Consider the following 18,628-nt stretch of genomic DNA (forward strand, 5'->3'; position numbering starts at 1 on the left):
GCAGCCTTCGGCAGCTCCTACAGGGGATTTTGTGTACCTCATGATTCATGAGCCATGCGCATAACTCTATAGCGCAAATCCGCAAAAACCTTTTCCTCCCTCCAGCGGTCATTCCTAGAACGAGACTGGCAAGCATGCCGGCGCGCCCTTATGGGCTATTCGCAACCCTGCCGCCTGATTGAGAGAAAAAGGAATCGAACCATGCCGATTTCCCGACGTAGATTTTTGATCCTCGGCGCCGTGACCGCGACGGCGTTCGCGATGCCCCCCTTCATCAGCCTCAAGGCCTATGCGGCCAATCTGGAGCAACCGGCCATGAGCAAAGTGACCATTCAAGTCAATGGCAAGCCTCAGGCCCTTGAAGTCGACAACCGCACCACGCTGCTCGACGCCCTGCGCGAACACCTGCACCTGACCGGCAGCAAAAAAGGCTGCGACCACGGCCAGTGCGGCGCTTGCACCGTGATCGCCGATGGCCGGCGGATCAATGCCTGCCTGACCCTGGCGGTGATGCAAGAAGGCAGTGAGATCACCACCATCGAAGGCCTCGGCATGCCCGACAACCTGCACCCGATGCAAGCCGCGTTCATCAAGCACGACGGCTATCAGTGCGGTTATTGCACGCCGGGGCAGATCTGTTCGGCGGTGGCGGTCATCAAGGAAATCCGCGATGGCATTCCCAGCCACGCCAGCGCCAGCCTGACCGAGCCGCCGCAACTGATCGCCAGCGAATTCCAGGAACGCATGAGCGGCAATATCTGCCGTTGCGGTGCCTACTCGAACATCATCGAAGCCATCACTGAAGTCGCGGAGGTGCCGGCATGAGAGCGTTCAATTACAGCCGCGCCGACTCCCCCGCCGCAGCCGCTGCGCAAGCCGCGCAAGTCGAAGGGGCGAAGTTCATTGCCGGCGGCACCAACTTGCTGGACTTGATGAAACTCGACATCGAAACCCCGTTGCACCTGATCGATATCAATCACCTGGGGCTGGACCAGATCGAAGCCACGCCCGAGGGTGGTTTGCGTATCGGCGCCATGGTGCGCAACACCGATCTGGCCGCCGACGCGCGCGTGCGAAAAGACTACGCCCTGCTCTCCCGCGCCTTGCTCGCCGGTGCTTCCGGGCAGTTGCGCAACATGGCGACCACCGCCGGCAACCTGCTGCAACGCACCCGCTGCCCGTACTTTTACGACACGAATCAAGCCTGCAACAAACGCAAGCCCGGCAGTGGCTGCGCGGCGATTGGCGGGGTCAGTCGACAACTGGGGATCATCGGCGTCAGCGACGCCTGCATCGCCACCCACCCAAGCGATATGGCGATTGCGATGCGCGCCCTCGATGCGCAGATTGAAACGGTCAGACCCGATGGCAGCACTCGTAGCATCGCCATGGTCGATTTCCATCAGTTACCGGGCAACACGCCCAATATTGAAACCAGCCTTACGCCCGGCGAGTTCATCACTGCCGTGACGCTGCCAGCGCCCGTGGGCGGCACCCACGTTTATCACAAGGTGCGTGATCGTTCGTCCTACGCATTCGCGCTGGTCTCGGTCGGTCTGATCCTGCAAAAGGACGGCAGCGGCCGCGTTGCCGTCGGCGGTATCGCGCCGAAACCGTGGCGGGTCGAAGCCGCCGAAGCGCTGTTGCCAAAAGGCGCCAAAGCCGTCAGCGAACTCCTGCTCGACGGTGCCACGCCGACCCACGACAACCAATTCAAACTGACCCTGGTCGAGCGCACACTCGGCTCGGTGCTGGCCCAAGCGAGGGACGAAGCATGAAATTCGACACGCCCGCCACCACCAACCCGATCGACCAATTGAAGGTCATCGGCAAACCCACTGACCGCATCGACGGCAAACTCAAAACCTGCGGCCAGGCGCCGTACGCTTACGAGCAGCATGAAGCGGTGGCCAATCAGGCTTACGGTTTCATGGTCGGTTCGGCCATCGCCAAGGGCGGCATCAACAACATCGATCTCGACGAGGCGAAAGCCGCACCCGGGGTTCTGGCCATCGTCACCGCAGCCAATGCCGGCAAACTCGGCAAGGGCCAATACAACTCGGCGCATCTGCTGGCCGGGCCGCAAATTCAGCACTATCACCAAGCCGTTGCGCTGGTCGTTGCCGAAACGTTTGAACAGGCCCGCGCCGCCGCACAATTGGTCAAAGTCGATTACGTCACGGCCAAAGGCGAGTTCGATCTGGCCAGCGTGCGCGATCAGGGCGTCGAGCAGAAAGAGGAATTGCCGGACGTCAAACACGGCGATTTTGCCACGGCGTTCGCTGCCGCACCGGTGCAGTTCGACCAGACCTACACCACCCCCGATCAGTCCCACGCGATGATGGAACCGCACGCGACTCTGGCCGCGTGGAAAGGCGATCAGCTGACCCTGTGGACGTCCAACCAGATGATCGCCTGGAGCGTCGGCGACATCGCCGAAACCCTTGGTCTGCCCAAGGAGAAAGTCCGTTTGATCTCGCCATACATTGGCGGCGGTTTCGGCGGCAAACTGTTCATCCGCGCCGACGCGATCCTCGCTGCCCTCGGTGCGCGCATGGCCAACCGACCAGTGAAAGTCGCCCTCGCGCGGCCGCAGATCGCCAACAACACCACCCATCGCCCGGCGACCATCCAGCGCATCCGTATGGGCGCTACAGCGGACGGCAAACTCACGGCCATCGCCCACGAGGGTTGGTCGGGCAATCTGAAAGACGGCAAGGTCGAAGTCGCAGCACAACCGAGTCAACTGCTCTACGCCGGCGAAAACCGCATGGTCACCATGCGCCTGGCACCGCTGGATCTGCCCGAAGGCAACGCCATGCGCGCACCGGGCGAAACCCCGGGCCTGATGGCACTGGAAATCGCCATGGACGAAATGGCCGAACAGCTCAAACTCGACCCGGTGCAATTCCGCATCCTCAACGACACCCAGGTCGACCCGGTGAAAACCGAGCGGCCGTTCTCACAGCGACGGCTAATCGAATGCCTGCAAACCGGCGCCGAGAAATTCGGCTGGGACAAACGCAATCCCAAGCCCGGCAGCCGTCGCGAAGGTCGCTGGCTGATCGGTATGGGCGTCGGCGCGGCGATTCGCAACAACCTGCTGGTGAAATCCGGTGCGCGGGTGCGACTGGAGCGTGACGGCAAGATCACCGTAGAAACCGACATGACCGACATCGGCACCGGCAGCTACACGATCATTGCGCAAACGGCGGCCGAGATGATGGGCGTTGGTATCGACGATGTCGTGGTGCGACTGGGCGATTCGAACTTCCCGGTATCGGCCGGCTCTGGCGGGCAATTCGGTGCCAACTGCTCGACGGCCGGGGTGTATGCCGCGTGTGTGAAACTGCGCGAAGCGGTGGCCGGCAAATTGGGTATGGCGGCCGGTGAAGCCGAGTTTGTCGACGGTCAGGTACGGGTCGGCAGCAAAAGTGTGCCGTTGCGTCATGCGGCGGAAAATGGCGAGGTGCAGGCTGAAGACAGCATCGAATTCGCTGACCTTGCCAAGCAGTATCAGCAGTCGACGTTTGGCGCGCATTTCGTTGAAGTCGCAGTGGACGCTGCGACCGGTGAAGTGCGCGTGCGACGGATGCTGGCGGTGTGCGCGGCCGGGCGGATTCTCAATCCGAAATCGGCGCGCAGCCAGGTGATTGGTGCGATGACCATGGGTGTTGGTGCGGCGTTGATGGAAGAGCTGGCGGTGGACAAGAAGCTTGGATTTTTTGTCAATCACGACCTGGCCGGGTATGAAGTGCCGGTGCATGCCGATATTCCGCATCAGGAGGTGATTTTCCTCGATGAGACGGATCCGATTTCTTCGCCGATGAAGGCCAAGGGTGTCGGTGAGTTGGGGATTTGCGGCGTGAGCGCGGCGGTGGCGAATGCGATCTATAACGCTACCGGGGCCAGGGTGCGAGAGTATCCGATTACGCTGGACAAGATTCTTTCGTCACTGCCCGAAATGATCTGACCCCAACGCCACTGTAGGAGCTGCCGCAGGTTGGGATCTTTTGATGTTGGTCTTTTAAAAAACAAGATCAAAAGATCGCAGCCTGCGGCAGCTCCTACATGGGTCGGACTTAATCAATGTGCGGATACTGCGCCTCGCTCACCTGCTCCATCCACTCCACCACGTTTCCATCCAGCACTTCAGCAATCGCGATATGCGTCATCGCCGTACTCGACGCCGCACCATGCCAATGCTTAGCACCGGGCGCAATCCACACCGTATCCCCCGGACGAATCTCACGCACCGGCTGCCCCCACTCCTGCACATACCCCGCCCCCGCCGTCACAATCAACGTCTGCCCCAGCGGGTGGGTATGCCACGCCGTGCGCGCGCCCGGTTCGAATGTCACCGTGGCGCCACTGACCCGCGCCTCATCGGAGCCCTTGAACGGCGCATCGACCCGCACAATTCCGGTGAACCAGTCCGCCGGGCCACGGGCCGAAGGTTGTGATCCATTGGGCGTGACGGTCACTCGCGGCGCTTCATTGGCCTGAGCGTCGGCGGCGAGCAAGGAAAGGGTCAAAGCAGAAGCTGCAATCGGGTTCATGGCGATATCTCCAAAAGTGATGCCTGAACTTTAACGACGTCGACTCTTCAGATAATCAACTAGAATTCGAAAAAACTTATGCAGGAAACTCATTAATGCTTCGGGAAAACGCCAGTGACCTGCTCGCCTTCCTCGCCGTGGCGCGCGAGCGCAGCTTCACCAAAGCCGCCGCTAAACTCGGCGTCTCGCAATCGGCGCTCAGCCATACCATCCGCGCCCTGGAAGCACGCCTCGGGCTGCGCCTGCTGACCCGCACCACCCGCAGCGTTTCGCCCACCGAGGCCGGTGAACATCTGCTGCAAACCGTCGGCCCACGCTTTGAAGAGATCGAGCAGGAGCTGGCGGCTTTGAGCAACCTGCGCGAAACCCCGGCGGGCAAGATCCGCATCAGCGCTACTGACCATTCACTGGACTGGCTGCTGCACCCGGTGCTCAAAGAGTTTTTACCAAAGTACCCGGACATCGCCGTCGAAGTCTGTTGCGATTACGGTTTCGTCGACATCGCAGGCCAAGGTTTCGATGCCGGTATACGTCTGGGCGAGGATGTCGCCCAAGGCATGATCGCCACGCGCATTGGCCCGGACATGCGCATGGCCGTGGTCGGTTCGCCCGCCTACTTCGCCAGACGTCCCGCCCCGCAAACGCCTCGCGACCTGACCGACCACGCCTGCAACAATCTGCGCCTGCCCACCAATGGCGGGCTGTACACCTGGGAGTTCGAAAAGGATGGCGAGAGCCTGAAGGTGCGGGTATCCGGACAGGTCACATTGAATGGTGTCTACCCATTGCTCGACGCCGCGCTGGACGGTTTCGGCCTGAGCTATATCCCGGAAAACCTCGTCGCGACGCATCTGGCAGATGGCAGTCTGGTGCAGGTGCTGGAAGACTGGTGCCCGATATTCGCCGGTTATCACCTCTACTACCCGAGCCGACGCCAGGCGGCGCCAGCATTTGCGTTGTTGCTGGAGGCGTTGCGCTATCGCGGTTGAGCGCCGTCTACCAGACCGATTACCCCGCCAACGCAATCAACTGATGCCGCTGCGCATCAGTGAGCATCGGCCCGAACCCTGCCTTGACGTTATCGGCCATATACCGTGGATTGCCGGTACCCGGAATCACGCAGGTCACCGCCGGGTGCGCCAGCAAAAACTTCAGCGTCAGTTGCGGCCAACTGTTGACCTGCACGTCCGACACCCACGCCGGCAGCGGTTTGCCCTTGAGCCGGGCAAGCAAACCACCGCCGCCAAATGGCCGGTTACAGATCACCGCCACACCGCGCTCACGGCATAGCGGCAGGATGCGTTTTTCCACGCCTCGGTCATCAAGGGCGTAGTTGATCTGCAGGAAATCCAGTTGTTCAGTCTTCAGCACCGCTTCAACTTCGTCATAGGCTGAGGGCGTGTAATGGGTGATGCCGATGTAGCGAATGCGCCCTTGCTCCTTCCATTCCCGCAGCGTCGGCAAGTGGGTTTGCCAGTCGAGCAGGTTGTGGATCTGCATCAGGTCGATGCGCTCGGTGCGCAGCAGGCTGAATGACTGCTCCATCTGCGCGATGCCCTCCTGACGTCCGCGCGTCCACACCTTGGTCGCCAGAAAGGCCGGTGAGCGCGGTTCGTGGATCGACAGCAGTTCACCGGTGGTTTCTTCGGCGCGGCCATACATCGGCGAGCTGTCGACCACGGTGCCACCCTTGGCGAACAGTTCGTCGAGCACCGCTGGCAATTGCTTGTAAGCCGGATCACCAGGGGCGACGTCAAAGCCGCGATACGTGCCCAGCCCCACCATGGGCAGTGGCTCGGCGCTTGATGGGATGACACGAGTCTGCATGGCTTGGCCTCCGGTAGCAGCGGACGATGTGGCAGTGGCCAGCGCCCGATCAAAGGTGAAGACCGCCGACACCCCGGCAGCCAGCGTGATCAATCGGCGACGGGAGTAACCCTCAGTGTGGCTCATGCTGGTTCCCCTGCTCCGTGGATCTGTTGCACGTTGTGTTCGAACGCTAGCCGCACGAAGCGCTGGACTACACTGCGACAACTAACCCGCACACCCCGTTAAAAGTAGCCGAATGTCCCGAACCCTGATGTCACTCGTCGCATTGATCGTTGCCGTGTACCTGGTGCTGTGCGTGGCGCTGTTCTTTTTTCAGCGTTCGCTGATCTGGTTTCCTCAGCCCAGTGCGGTCAGTGCCACCGATTCGCGGCTGAAACTGTCGATGCCGGATGCCGATATCTGGGTCAGCACCCGAGAGCGCGTCGGGCCACGGGCGCTGATCTATTTCGGCGGCAACGCCGAGGACGTGTCGCGCAATCTGCCGGAGTTTGCCCAAGCGTTTCCCGATTACGCGCTGTACCTGCTGAACTACCGGGGATTTGCCGGCAGCGGCGGCTCACCCTCTGAAGAGGCGATTGCCGAGGATGCGCTGGCGTTGTTTGATCAGGTATCTGCCAGCCATCCGCAGATTGCCGTGGTCGGGCGCAGTCTGGGATCGGGTGTCGCGGTGCGCCTGGCCAGTCAACGGCCGGTGCAGCAGTTGATACTGGTGACGCCATACAACAGCCTCGAAGAAATCGCCGCGCGACAATATCCGTGGGTGCCGGTGAAGTGGTTACTCAAGGATCGCTTTGAGTCGGGCAAGTATGCCGAGCACATCCGCGTGCCGACGTTGCTGCTGGCGGCCAGTGATGACGAGGTGATTCCCCGGTCCAGTACCGAGCGATTGCTGGAAAACTTTCCCAAAGGCGTGGCCGAACTCAAGGTTGTGCCGGATTCGGGGCACAACTCGATTTCCGAGCGCAGGCAGTATCTGCAGTGGATGGGGGATGTGTTGAATCGGTGAGGGTTGCCTGCCTGCGAGCCTTGTGTGGACAGAGCGGCTCTCATCGCTGGCAAGCCAGCTCCCACCGGGTTCTGCGGTGTACACAAATGCTGTGAGCGACATCCAGCTTGTGGGAGCTGGCTTGCCAGCGATGAGGCTCGTACAGGCAACATCAAATCCAGAGCAAAGTAATCACCCGCCTGCTGAACCAAGTCAAAAAACCCCAGTCCTATTCGCGCCGCTCTCTGCGGCCAACCCACTCAAGCACCGTCCCTCTCCAGAGCTGCCCGTCCCATGCGCCACGCCGTTCGTTCGTCTCGCTTCGTTTCGCTGTGCCTGCTGATCCTCTCGCCCTTGCTCGCCGAAACTGCCCATGCCGGCGCCGAGCGCCAATTGGTGGCGGCCATCAACGACTACCGTGCCCACCCGCAACGCTGCGATCGGCGTCCGGCGCAACGGCTGGCACCGTTGGCGTTGAAGTCGAACCTGGCTTTGCCGGTCGGCTATCGCTATGGCGGTGGCTTGCGCGAAGCGTTGAAGTCGTCTGGCTACTCGGCTGTGGCGGTGCGCAGTATCCGCATCGTCGGGGCGCAGGATGCCGAAGAGGCTTTCGACATGCTGCAAAGCGACTACTGCGGTGCGTTGCTCGATACTCAATACGCCGACATCGGCATCAGCCGTGCGCGCAGTGAATGGCAAGTGGTGTTGGCGCGACCGGTGCTCGACAGCCGTGTCGGCGATAACCGCAGCGTCGGCAAAGCCCTGCTGGCCGAAGTCAACGCCGCCCGCGCCCGGCCACGGATGTGCGGAGGCCGGCGGTTCGCTGCGGCGCGGCCGTTGAGCTGGAATGCCGCGCTCGGCGCTGCTGCACAAGGGCACAGTAAAGCCATGGCCTACGGCAACTATTTCGCCCACCGCGACCCGGATGGCGACCAGCCCGCTGATCGCGCCCGGGCGGCGGGCTATCGGGGTCGGCAGATCGGCGAAAACATCGCTGCCGGGCAGAGCTCTCCGGGCAAGGCGATGGCCGGATGGCTGGCCAGCCCCGGACACTGCGCCAACCTGATGAACCCGATGTTTACCCAGGTCGGTGCGGGATTCGCCACTGAGGCGCGCAGTGATCAGGGGACTTACTGGACGATGCTGTTCGGCACGCAGTGATGAGTCGCCATGCAGACCGATGAACCGCGGGCGCGCCGCTTATGAAACTGCCGACAAACCCAGTTTCAAAAGCTCTTTGCGCAGTATCGAAGGCTCTACAACAGCTATGCCTGCCTGCCATTCAAGTGCCAGCAAGTTATTCAGTTTTTTTTGGCTGACGGTGGCGTGAGCCACAATGCAACTTTTCCGCTCACGGATGCCGATGACATTGAGCATGGCGTCTTCGCCCTGCTCCGCCATCCAGCCGGTGATCGCTGGATGGTGTTTTTGCAGTAATGCGTCGGCATCCCACACGGTCATTTGCGCGAAGATCTGCGGCAGATTGCTGTCGGGTTTCATGCGTTTCAAATCGGCAGCCAATGCACCGATGAGGTCTGCCTCGATGCTGGCCTGGCATTCGAGGAAATACTGTTGCGGCCAGTCCGCGCTCAGCTTTGCTGTTGCCGCGAGCTCGGCATACGCCTCGATATCGGCCGTCGTGGTCATCTGCCCGGTGAAGTTCAGCGTGTTATCCAGAATCGCCGTGGCCAATAATGCGGCGCTTTGCTCACTGATCCGCGGCAACAGGCCTGCCGTCTGCCAACGTTGAAACACCTGGGTGGCGGCGGCGCCTATTGGGCGGATATCCGCGGCTGATCGCAGTTTTTCCGCCCAGTAAGTCTCGTAGCCCGGATGATGGTCAATAACCTCCACCACCTGATCGAGCACCACCATTGGATCAAAATGGTGATAGTCGGATACGTCGACCAGCACGAATTCGTCGTGCGGTTTCGGGGCATAGTCATGTAGACCGGTGCCCCAACCGAGTACGGTTTTCGACACACTGGCGTTGGTTTGCGCGCTACTGATCGCGCGGGCGGGAATGCCTTGCAGGTTCAACAGTTCGGCGTAGGCAATGCAGCAGGCGTAGGCGTCGATATCCAGATAGGCCGCGCCTGAAGTGATGATTTTCATGGGCGGCAACATCGCACGGATTCATTACAGTTGGGTGACAGCAAAAAGATCGCAGCCTGCGGCAGCTCCTACAGAGGAAACACACATCCCGTGTAGGAGCTGCCGCAGGCTGCGATCTTTTGATCTTCAAGCCGCCCGCTGCCCTCCCGCGACCATTGCCGAAGCCGCCAGCATCGCCCGCAACAACACCGCACACCCCGCCGCCAGATCATCCGGCGCGGCGTTTTCGATTTCGTTGTGGCTGATGCCGCCCTCGCACGGCACGAAGATCATGCCGGCAGGGCCGAGCTCGGCGAGGAAGATTGCGTCGTGGCCGGCGCCGCTGACGATGTCCATGTTCGACAGGCCCAGGCCTTTCGCGGCGCCGCGCACGGCTTCGACACAGCCTTTTTCGAAGTACAGCGGCGGGAAGTCAGCAGTAGGCGTCAGTTCGTAGGTCAGGCCATGTTCTTCACACGTGGCGTCGATGACTTGCTTCACCTCGGCAATCATCGAGTCGAGGCGTGCCGGTTCCAGATGGCGGAAGTCGAGGGTCATGCGCACCTCACCGGGGATGACGTTGCGCGAACCGGGATAGGCTTGCAGGCAACCAACGGTGCCGCAGGCATGGGGTTGATGGCCGAGGGCGGCGCGGTTGACGGCGCCGACGATCACCGAAGCGCCGACCAGGGCGTCTTTGCGCAGGTGCATCGGGGTCGGGCCGGCATGGGCTTCGACGCCGCGCAGCTTGAGGTCGAACCACTTCTGCCCCAATGCGCCGAGCACCACGCCGATGGTTTTCTGTTCGTCTTCGAGGATCGGGCCTTGCTCGATGTGCGCCTCAAAATAAGCGCCGACCTTGTGCCCGCTGACTTTACGCGGGCCGGCATAGCCGATGGCGTTGAGCGCTTCACCGACGGTGACGCCATCGGCATCGACTTTGGCGAGGGTTTCTTCGAGGGTAAATTTTTCCGCGAACACCCCGGAGCCCATCATGCACGGGGCGAAACGCGAGCCTTCTTCGTTGGTCCAGACCACCACTTCCAGCGGCGCTTCGGTTTCCACGCCGAGGTCATTGAGGGTGCGCAGCACTTCAACGCCGGCCAGTACGCCGAAGCAGCCGTCGAATTTGCCGCCGGTGGGCTGGGTGTCGATGTGGCTGCCGGTCATCACCGGGGGCAGATTCGGATTGCGCCCGGGCCGACGGGCGAAGATGTTACCGACTGCGTCGATCGTGACGCTGCAGCCGGCGTCCTTGCACCATTGCACGAACAGGTCGCGGGCCTGGCGGTCGAGGTCGGTCAGGGCCAGGCGACAGACCCCGCCCTTGACCGTGGCACCAAGTTTGGCCAGTTCCATCAGCGACGCCCAGAGGCGATCACGGTTGATGTGCTGATGGGTCGATTGCAGAACGTCTACGGCTGCGTTCATGGGGATCTCCTCAGGCTGTTTCTTATGAGTTTCTTCAGGCATTTTTTAGTGATCTGGAGACCGCTATCGCGAGCAGGCTCACTCCTACAGGGGAACGCATTCCAATCGTAGAAGTGAGCATGCTCGCGATGAGGCCCGCCCTTACACCGCTGATTTCACGACCGAAGGCTGCGCGCGCATCACGCACAACACGTAATAAATCACCCCGCCCAGCGCCGAGCCGGTAAACCAGCCATAGCTGTAGAACCAACTGAACGCATCGCTACCCAGCGACAGCAGGGTCAACACCACCGGAACGCCGAACGCGAGAAAACCGGCCCAGTTCCACGCCGGATAGACGTCGTCGCGGTACAACCCGGCGAGGTCCAGTTGCTGTTTCTTGATCAGGAAATAGTCGACCACCATGATCCCGGCAATCGGCCCGAGCAGACTCGAATAACCCAGCAGCCAATTCGAATACACGGTTTCCAGGCTGACATCGGAGACGATCAACCCGAGCTTTTTCAGTAGCTCATGCCCCATCAGCACCAACCCGACCAACCCGGTCAGCAGCACGGCTTTGGTGCGGTTGATGACCTTGGGCGCGATGTTCTGGAAGTCGTTGGTCGGCGACACAATGTTGGCCGCGGTGTTGGTGGATAGCGTGGCGATGATGATCAGCGCCATCGCCACCGCAACCCACACCGGGCTCTGGATATGGCCAATCAACGTGACCGGATCAGAGACCGTCACGCCGACCAGTTTCACCGATGCCGCGGTCATGATCACGCCGAGGGAGGCGAAGAGAAACATGGTCAGCGGCAGGCCGAAAATCTGCCCGAGGATCTGATCCTTCTGGCTTTTGGCATAACGGCTGAAGTCAGGAATGTTCAGCGACAGCGTGGCCCAGAAGCCGACCATCGCCGTCAGTCCGGCGGCGAAGTAACTGACCACGCTGGCGCCTTCAGGACGTTTCGGCGGGATCGCCAGCAACTCGGTCATCGACACATTGGGCATCGCCCACACCAAAAGTCCGATGCCAACCGCCACCAGCAACGGCGCGGACAGGGTTTCCAACCACTTGATCGACTCGGCGCCGCGAATCACCACCCACAGGTTCAGCGCCCAGAAAATCATGAAGCCAATCACCTCCCCCGTGCCGCCAAGGGATTTCCAGCCCTCGAATACCGAGCCGAGAAACAGGTGAATCGCCAGGCCGCCAAACATGGTCTGAATGCCGAACCAGCCACACGCCACCAGCGCGCGAATCAGGCACGGCACATTGGAACCCAGAATGCCGAACGAAGAGCGCAGCAGTACCGGGAAGGGAATGCCGTACTTGGTGCCGGGAAAGGCATTAAGCGTCAGGGGAATCAGGACGATGATGTTGGCAAACAGAATCGCCAGAAGCGCCTCGCCGACGGACAGGCCGAAGTAGGCCGTCAGCACACCGCCGAGGGTGTAGGTCGGCACGCAGATCGACATGCCGACCCACAGCGCGGTGATGTGCCATTTGTTCCAGGTTCGTTCGTGCACCTTGGTCGGTGCCATGTCGTGGTTGTAACGGGGACTGTCGAGGACGTCGCTGCCGGCTTCAAGCTCGAACAAGCCGTCGCGCTCGGTCACTTGCGATCTGATCTGTTGCATGGCCGCTCCACTGTTCTTCTGATTATTTTTTGCTCATCAGGCGGCTGCACATGACGGTGCGAGCCGGACGATGGCCGGAGGAACTGACAACTTTCATGCACCGGCCATGGTGTCAGCGGCGGCATCAATAAACGTGCCGGGTGCCCCGCTCAACGCTCGGGCCGTGCTTTAAACGCTTTGCAACTTTCTGATATTTATCAGTTTTAATTATTTACCGGGTGAGTCCTCGAAAACTTGTCTGAACGCTCAGGCTAAACGCCGGGCAAGTTGTCCGAACTGTCAGGACTCAAACTGGTGCACTGCACTTTTTTTCTTCCTTGGCGATCAACCGCAGCTCAACTTCAAGCGGCTGATTTCACATAGGAAATCTTGCTCATATTTCCATCCTGTCAAGTGCGTCAAAATGGTGAGCAGCCTCACCATTTTGGTGATTTTCATTTTTTATCTTTATTTTTCAATAGCTTAAAACAGTCATAAGCTTATAAAAAATAATCTTGATCTATTGCAAAACTGCGACTAGTTTCTATTCCTGACAGCGATGACAGGAATACGCCCTTCACCGCCGTACATCAATAAAACATTTAGAACCGGCACAAGTCGGTCATGCCTGCGAGGAACTCGGAATGTCTCTGTTGATCCGTGGCGCCACCGTTGTTACCCATGATGAAAGTTATCGCGCCGACGTCTATTGCGCCGACGGCGTGATCAAAGCCATTGGTGAAAACCTCGATATTCCCGCCGGTGCCGAAGTGCTCGACGGCAGCGGTCAATACCTGATGCCTGGCGGCATCGATCCACACACCCATATGCAACTCCCGTTCATGGGCACCGTGGCCAGCGAAGACTTCTACAGCGGCACTGCTGCGGGTCTGGCCGGTGGCACCACGTCGATCATCGACTTCGTGATTCCCAATCCGCAGCAGTCGTTGATGGAAGCGTTTCATCAGTGGCGCGGCTGGGCGGAAAAGTCAGCTTCCGACTATGGCTTCCATGTCGCTATCACTTGGTGGAGCGAACAGGTGCGCGAGGAAATGGCCGAACTGGTCAGCCATCACGGCATCAACAGCTTCAAGCACTTCATGGCCTACAAGAACGCGATCATGGCCGCCGACGACACGCTGGTAGCGAGCTTCGAGCGCTGCCTTGAACTCGGCGCGGTACCGACCGTGCATGCGGAAAACGGCGAACTGGTTTACCACCTGCAACGCAAATTGATGGCCCAGGGCATCACCGGGCCGGAAGCACATCCGCTGTCGCGTCCTTCGCAGGTCGAAGGCGAAGCGGCGAGCCGGGCCATTCGGATTGCCGAAACCATTGGTACGCCGCTGTATCTGGTACACGTTTCGACCAAGGAGGCGCTGGACGAAATCACCTATGCGCGCAGCAAGGGTCAACCGGTGTACGGCGAAGTCCTGGCCGGACACCTGCTGCTCGATGACAGCGTCTACCAACACCCGGACTGGCAGACCGCCGCCGGTTACGTGATGAGCCCGCCGTTCCGCCCGCGCGGGCATCAAGAGGCGCTGTGGCACGGTTTGCAAAACGGCAATCTGCATACCACCGCGACCGATCACTGCTGCTTCTGCGCTGAGCAAAAAGCCGCCGGCCGCGATGACTTCAGCAAGATTCCCAACGGCACAGCCGGCATCGAAGACCGCATGGCGGTGCTGTGGGATGAAGGCGTGAACAGTGGGCGTTTGTCGATGCAGGACTTCGTCGCCCTCACCTCCACCAACACCGCAAAAATCTTCAACCTCTATCCGCGCAAGGGTGCGATCCGGGTCGGCGCCGATGCCGATCTGGTGCTGTGGGACCCGCAAGGCACCCGCACGATTTCCGCCAAGACCCACCATCAGCAGGTGGACTTCAACATCTTCGAAGGCAAGACCGTGCGCGGCGTGCCGAGCCACACCGTCAGCCAGGGCCGCGTGGTCTGGGCCGATGGCGACCTGCGTGCCGAGCGCGGGGCCGGAAGGTATATCGAACGGCCGGCGTATCCGGCGGTGTTTGATTTGCTGAGCAAGCGGGCGCAATTGCACAAGCCCACTGCTGTGAAACGCTGAAATCCAGGCCTTCGGCCTTCGCGAGCAGGCTCGCTCCCACATTTGAAATGCATTCCCCTGTGGGAGCGAGCCTGCTCGCGAAGAGGCCCTCCCTAACGACACAAAAACCACTGCCCATCAGAGGCAGAGCACCTCAATAACCGTGAGGCAAAAAACCGTGATCGAGACCCTGAACCATCTCCCGCACCCGCACGAAAGTGCGGCCGCCCTCGCCGGCCATTTCACCGATCTGGCGCCGCCGCTCAACGCCCGACAGGCGCATCTGGAAGCCTCGCGCTGCCTGTATTGCTACGACGCGCCGTGCGTCAATGCGTGCCCGAGCGAGATCGACATCCCTTCGTTCATCCGCAATATCCATCAGGACAACGTGCCCGGTGCGGCGCAGAAAATCCTGTCGGCGAACATCCTTGGCGGCAGTTGCGCGCGAGTCTGTCCCACTGAAATCCTTTGCCAGCAAGCCTGCGTGCGCAACAACGCTCAGGAATGCGCGCCGGTGTTGATCGGCCTGTTGCAGCGCTACGCCGTGGACAACGCGAATTTCACTGAACACCCGTTCCAGCGCGCCGCCGCCACCGGCAAACGCATTGCCGTGGTCGGTGCCGGCCCGGCGGGTCTGTCCTGCGCGCACCGCAGCGCCATGCACGGCCACGACGTGGTGATTTTCGAAGCGCGGGACAAGGCTGGCGGCCTCAACGAATACGGGATCGCCAAGTACAAACTGGTCGATGACTACGCGCAGAAGGAACTGGATTTCCTCCTGCAAATCGGTGGTATCGAAATCCGTCACGGGCAAAAACTCGGCGACAACCTGACCCTCAGCGAACTGCATCAACAGTTCGACGCGGTGTTCCTCGGCCTCGGCCTCAATGCCAGCAAACAGCTCGGCCTGGCCCACGAAGACGCCCCCGGCCTGCTCGCCGCCACCGACTACATCCGCGAACTGCGCCAGGCCGATGACCTCACCCAACTGCCATTGGCCGAGCGCTGCATCGTCCTCGGTGCCGGCAACACGGCGATCGACATGGCCGTGCAAATGGCTCGCCTCGGTGCCCGTGATGTGAATCTGGTGTATCGCCGCGGCGCCGCGGACATGGGCGCAACCGGCCACGAACAAGACATCGCCAAGGCCAATCAGGTACGCCTGCTGACCTGGGCGCAACCGGAGGAGGTTTTGCTCGACGATCAAGGCAAGGTGCGCGGCATGCGTTTCGCCCGCACCGATCTGGTCGAGGGTCGCCTGCAAACCACCGGGGAAACTTTCGAACTGGCCGCTGATGCGATCTTCAAAGCCATCGGCCAGGCCTTCGATGACAGCGTCCTCGCCGACCCGTTGGCCCGCGAACTCAAGCGTCAGGGCGAACGGATTCAGGTCGACGAAAACCTGCACACCAGCATCCCCGGCGTGTACGCCGGTGGTGATTGCACCAGCCTCGATCAGGATCTCACCGTGCAAGCGGTGCAGCACGGCAAACTGGCCGCCGAGGCCATTAACGCTCAACTGATGCTCAACGTGGAGGCTGCATAAATGGCCGATCTCTCGATAGTCTTCGCCGGCATCAAAGCGCCTAACCCGTTCTGGCTGGCGTCCGCGCCGCCGACCGACAAGGCCTACAACGTGGTTCGTGCCTTCGAGGCGGGCTGGGGCGGTGTGGTCTGGAAAACCCTCGGTGAAGACCCGGCGGCGGTCAACGTCTCGTCGCGTTACTCGGCGCACTACGGCAACAACCGGGAAGTGCTGGGCATCAACAACATTGAGCTGATTACCGACCGCTCGCTGGAGATCAACCTGCGTGAAATCACCCAGGTGAAAAAGGATTGGCCGGATCGCGCCCTCATCGTTTCGCTGATGGTGCCGTGCGTCGAAGAATCGTGGAAACACATCCTGCCGCTGGTGGAAGCCACGGGTGCCGACGGCATCGAGCTGAATTTCGGCTGCCCCCACGGCATGCCCGAACGCGGTATGGGCGCGGCGGTCGGCCAGGTACCTGAGTACGTCGAGCAGGTGACGCGCTGGTGCAAGACCTACTGCTCGTTGCCGGTGATCGTCAAACTGACGCCGAACATCACCGACATCCGCGTCGCCGCCCGCGCCGCCCATCGCGGTGGTGCCGATGCAGTGTCGCTGATCAACACCATCAACTCGATCACCAGCGTCGACCTGGAACACATGGTTGCCCTGCCCACCGTCGGCAGCAAAAGCACCCACGGCGGTTACTGCGGTTCAGCGGTCAAACCGATTGCGCTGAACATGGTCGCGGAAATCGCTCGTGATCCGCAGACCCAAGGTTTACCGATCTGCGGGATCGGCGGCATCGGCAGTTGGCGCGATGCGGCGGAATTCATGGCACTGGGCAGCGGCGCGGTGCAGGTGTGCACGGCGGCGATGCTGCATGGCTTCCGTATTGTCGAGGAGATGAAGGACGGCTTGTCACGGTGGATGGACAGTCAGGGCTACGCCAACATCGCCGAGTTCTCGGGACGCGCGGTGGGCAACACCACGGACTGGAAGTATCTCGACATCAACTATCAGGTCATCGCGAAGATTGATCAGGAGGCGTGCATCGGTTGCGGGCGCTGCCACATTGCCTGCGAGGACACTTCACATCAGGCGATCAGCAGTCTGCGGCAGGCGGATGGGACGCATAAATATGAAGTGATTGATGATGAATGTGTGGGCTGCAATTTGTGCCAGATCACCTGTCCGGTGGCGGATTGCATCGAAATGGTGCCGATGGAAACGGGCAAGCCGTTTCTGGACTGGAATCATGATCCGCGGAATCCTTACCACGTCAGCCCTTGAGGTCGACGGCCTCTGAACCAACGCTTTCGCGAGCAGGCTCGCTCCCACATTTGGAATGCATTTCCCTGTGGGAGCGAGCCTGCTCGCGAAGAGGCCAGCCCGGTCACCACAAGACTCAAGGTTCCAGACCGATCCCGCGCAAAATCACACTGGTCACCGTCTGCACCGCCCGCTCGAACTGCATGTCCGACAACGGCTGGTGATCATTCAAGATATTCACCTGATGATCGAAGTCGGCGTAGTGCTGGGTCGAGGCCCAGATCATGTACAGCAGGCTCGACGGCTCAACCGGCAGGATGCGCTTGTCCTCGACCCACTGGCGGATCTTCGCTTCCTTCATCTTCGCCCAGTCATACAGGCTGACATCCAGCGCCTCGCCCAACGTCGGCGCGCCATGAATGATTTCATTGGCCCAGACTTTCGAGCCGTACGGCCGGCTGCGCGAGTGGTTCATCTTGGCGCGGATGTAGCTGCTCAGCACCACACGCGGATCGTCGAACATCTCGAAGCACAGCGCGTCCTGTTTCCACACTTCCAGCAGATCGAACAGCACCGCGCTGTACAGCTCGCTCTTGGTTGAAAAGTAGTAATGCAGGTTGGAGCGCGGCAGTTGCACTTCGGCAGCGATGTCGGCCATGGCGGTGCTGCCGAAGCCTTTTTCGGCGAAAACCTTTTCCGCGGCGAGGAGAATTTTTTCGACGTTACTGCGACGAATCTCGATCTTGTGATTGCCCATGTGGGCTCCCTGACAACAACGTTGTTGAAGACTAGCACCCGCTCTATCACCGAGGCGACCGCTGAAAACAAAACTTCGTACCGGCAAGGACGGATGGCTAAACTGGCGGCTTCTTCGATCCTGCCTCAGAGGTACCCGCGATGCTGTTCAAGAATGTCCTGACCACCACTGCCCTGCTCGCCTCGCTGTTCGCCGCTTCCTCGGTATTTGCCCACGCCCACCTGAAAAGCCAGACCCCGGCGGCTGATAGCTCCGTCGCGGCACCGGCCGATTTGCGCCTGACGTTCTCCGAAGGCGTGGAAGCCAGTTTCACCAAAGTCATCCTGACTCACGATGGCGCTCCGGTTGCGGTCAAACCATTGACCACCGAAAGCGACAAGAAAGTCCTCATCGTTACGCCAGCCGCGCCATTAAGTGCAGGTGAATACAAAGTCGAATGGCATGCGGTATCGGTCGACACGCACAAAAGCGAAGGCGCCTATCAGTTCAAGGTTGGCCAGTAAT

At 60.6% G+C, this 18,628-nt stretch carries 16 protein-coding genes; 10 read left to right on the plus strand and 6 right to left on the minus strand.

Going from position 1 to position 18,628, the window contains the following annotated elements; genetic code table 11:
- Positions 1–201 precede the first annotated feature (201 nt).
- From paoA to paoC, 3 genes are read left to right on the plus strand one after another with little or no spacing between them, the layout of a single operon-like run.
- Positions 202–825 carry an aldehyde dehydrogenase iron-sulfur subunit PaoA gene (gene paoA, locus PSH79_RS16365; protein ID WP_305438433.1) on the plus strand — a complete coding sequence of 208 codons (624 nt, stop codon included), beginning with the start codon at positions 202–204 and terminating at the stop codon, positions 823–825.
- Positions 822–1,778, plus strand: a complete 957-nt coding sequence (locus PSH79_RS16370; RefSeq protein ID WP_305438434.1) for a xanthine dehydrogenase family protein subunit M — start codon at positions 822–824, stop codon at positions 1,776–1,778. The genes paoA and PSH79_RS16370 overlap by 4 nt, the downstream gene beginning before the upstream one ends.
- Entirely contained in the window at positions 1,775–3,973 is a 2,199-nt protein-coding gene (gene paoC, locus PSH79_RS16375; protein WP_305438435.1) for an aldehyde oxidoreductase molybdenum-binding subunit PaoC, read from the plus strand. Before PSH79_RS16370 ends, paoC begins: the two co-directional genes overlap by 4 nt.
- Positions 3,974–4,082: 109 nt before the next feature.
- Here paoC and PSH79_RS16380 read toward each other — a convergent pair whose 3' ends face one another.
- Positions 4,083–4,559: a cupin domain-containing protein gene (locus PSH79_RS16380; RefSeq protein WP_305438436.1), complete on the minus strand. Its 477-nt coding sequence runs from the start codon at positions 4,557–4,559 to the stop codon at positions 4,083–4,085.
- A 95-nt stretch (positions 4,560–4,654) separates the two neighbouring features.
- On the opposite strand from PSH79_RS16380, the gene PSH79_RS16385 reads away from it, so the two are divergent.
- Positions 4,655–5,548 carry a LysR family transcriptional regulator gene (locus tag PSH79_RS16385; RefSeq protein WP_305438437.1) on the plus strand — a complete coding sequence of 298 codons (894 nt, stop codon included), beginning with the start codon at positions 4,655–4,657 and terminating at the stop codon, positions 5,546–5,548.
- Between the two features lie 19 nt (positions 5,549–5,567).
- Here PSH79_RS16385 and PSH79_RS16390 read toward each other — a convergent pair whose 3' ends face one another.
- Entirely contained in the window at positions 5,568–6,512 is a 945-nt protein-coding gene (locus tag PSH79_RS16390) for an aldo/keto reductase (protein ID WP_305438438.1), read from the minus strand.
- 112 nt (positions 6,513–6,624) lie between these two features.
- Here PSH79_RS16390 and PSH79_RS16395 point away from each other — a divergent pair, with 112 nt between their 5' ends.
- Together PSH79_RS16395 and PSH79_RS16400 are read left to right on the plus strand one after the other, a co-directional pair.
- Positions 6,625–7,395, plus strand: coding sequence for an alpha/beta hydrolase (locus PSH79_RS16395; protein WP_305438439.1), 771 nt, complete (start codon positions 6,625–6,627; stop codon positions 7,393–7,395).
- 273 nt (positions 7,396–7,668) lie between these two features.
- Positions 7,669–8,535 (plus strand): CAP domain-containing protein, encoded by an 867-nt coding sequence (locus PSH79_RS16400; protein WP_305438440.1) that lies wholly within the window; start codon positions 7,669–7,671, stop codon positions 8,533–8,535.
- A 39-nt stretch (positions 8,536–8,574) separates the two neighbouring features.
- Here PSH79_RS16400 and PSH79_RS16405 read toward each other — a convergent pair whose 3' ends face one another.
- The 3 genes from PSH79_RS16405 to PSH79_RS16415 all read right to left on the minus strand — a co-directional run bounded on the left by PSH79_RS16405 (position 8,575) and on the right by PSH79_RS16415 (position 12,525).
- A complete protein-coding gene (locus PSH79_RS16405) occupies positions 8,575–9,489 on the minus strand; it encodes a bifunctional oligoribonuclease/PAP phosphatase NrnA (RefSeq protein ID WP_305438441.1) in 915 nt (304 codons plus the stop codon).
- A 126-nt stretch (positions 9,490–9,615) separates the two neighbouring features.
- Positions 9,616–10,899, minus strand: coding sequence for a Zn-dependent hydrolase (locus tag PSH79_RS16410; protein WP_305438442.1), 1,284 nt, complete (start codon positions 10,897–10,899; stop codon positions 9,616–9,618).
- A gap of 141 nt (positions 10,900–11,040) precedes the next feature.
- The gene (locus tag PSH79_RS16415) at positions 11,041–12,525 is read right to left on the minus strand and encodes an NCS1 family nucleobase:cation symporter-1 (RefSeq protein WP_305438443.1); all 1,485 of its coding nucleotides are present in this window, start codon (positions 12,523–12,525) and stop codon (positions 11,041–11,043) included.
- 623 nt (positions 12,526–13,148) lie between these two features.
- On the opposite strand from PSH79_RS16415, the gene hydA reads away from it, so the two are divergent.
- From hydA to preA, 3 genes are all read left to right on the plus strand, one after another.
- The gene (gene hydA / locus PSH79_RS16420) at positions 13,149–14,588 is read left to right on the plus strand and encodes a dihydropyrimidinase (RefSeq protein WP_305438444.1); all 1,440 of its coding nucleotides are present in this window, start codon (positions 13,149–13,151) and stop codon (positions 14,586–14,588) included.
- A 157-nt stretch (positions 14,589–14,745) separates the two neighbouring features.
- Positions 14,746–16,113, plus strand: coding sequence for an NAD(P)-dependent oxidoreductase (locus PSH79_RS16425; RefSeq protein WP_305438445.1), 1,368 nt, complete (start codon positions 14,746–14,748; stop codon positions 16,111–16,113).
- Positions 16,114–17,388 (plus strand): NAD-dependent dihydropyrimidine dehydrogenase subunit PreA, encoded by a 1,275-nt coding sequence (preA, locus tag PSH79_RS16430; protein ID WP_305438446.1) that lies wholly within the window; start codon positions 16,114–16,116, stop codon positions 17,386–17,388.
- A 115-nt stretch (positions 17,389–17,503) separates the two neighbouring features.
- On the opposite strand, the gene PSH79_RS16435 is transcribed toward preA, so the two are convergent.
- On the minus strand, positions 17,504–18,124 hold the full coding sequence (locus PSH79_RS16435) for a TetR/AcrR family transcriptional regulator (protein ID WP_095190174.1): 621 nt from the start codon (positions 18,122–18,124) through the stop codon (positions 17,504–17,506).
- Positions 18,125–18,264: 140 nt separating this feature from the next.
- Here PSH79_RS16435 and copC point away from each other — a divergent pair, with 140 nt between their 5' ends.
- Positions 18,265–18,627 carry a copper homeostasis periplasmic binding protein CopC gene (copC, locus tag PSH79_RS16440; protein ID WP_305438447.1) on the plus strand — a complete coding sequence of 121 codons (363 nt, stop codon included), beginning with the start codon at positions 18,265–18,267 and terminating at the stop codon, positions 18,625–18,627.
- Position 18,628 lies beyond the last annotated feature (1 nt).

Source organism: Pseudomonas sp. FP2196 (assembly GCF_030687715.1).
GTDB lineage: Bacteria > Pseudomonadota > Gammaproteobacteria > Pseudomonadales > Pseudomonadaceae > Aquipseudomonas.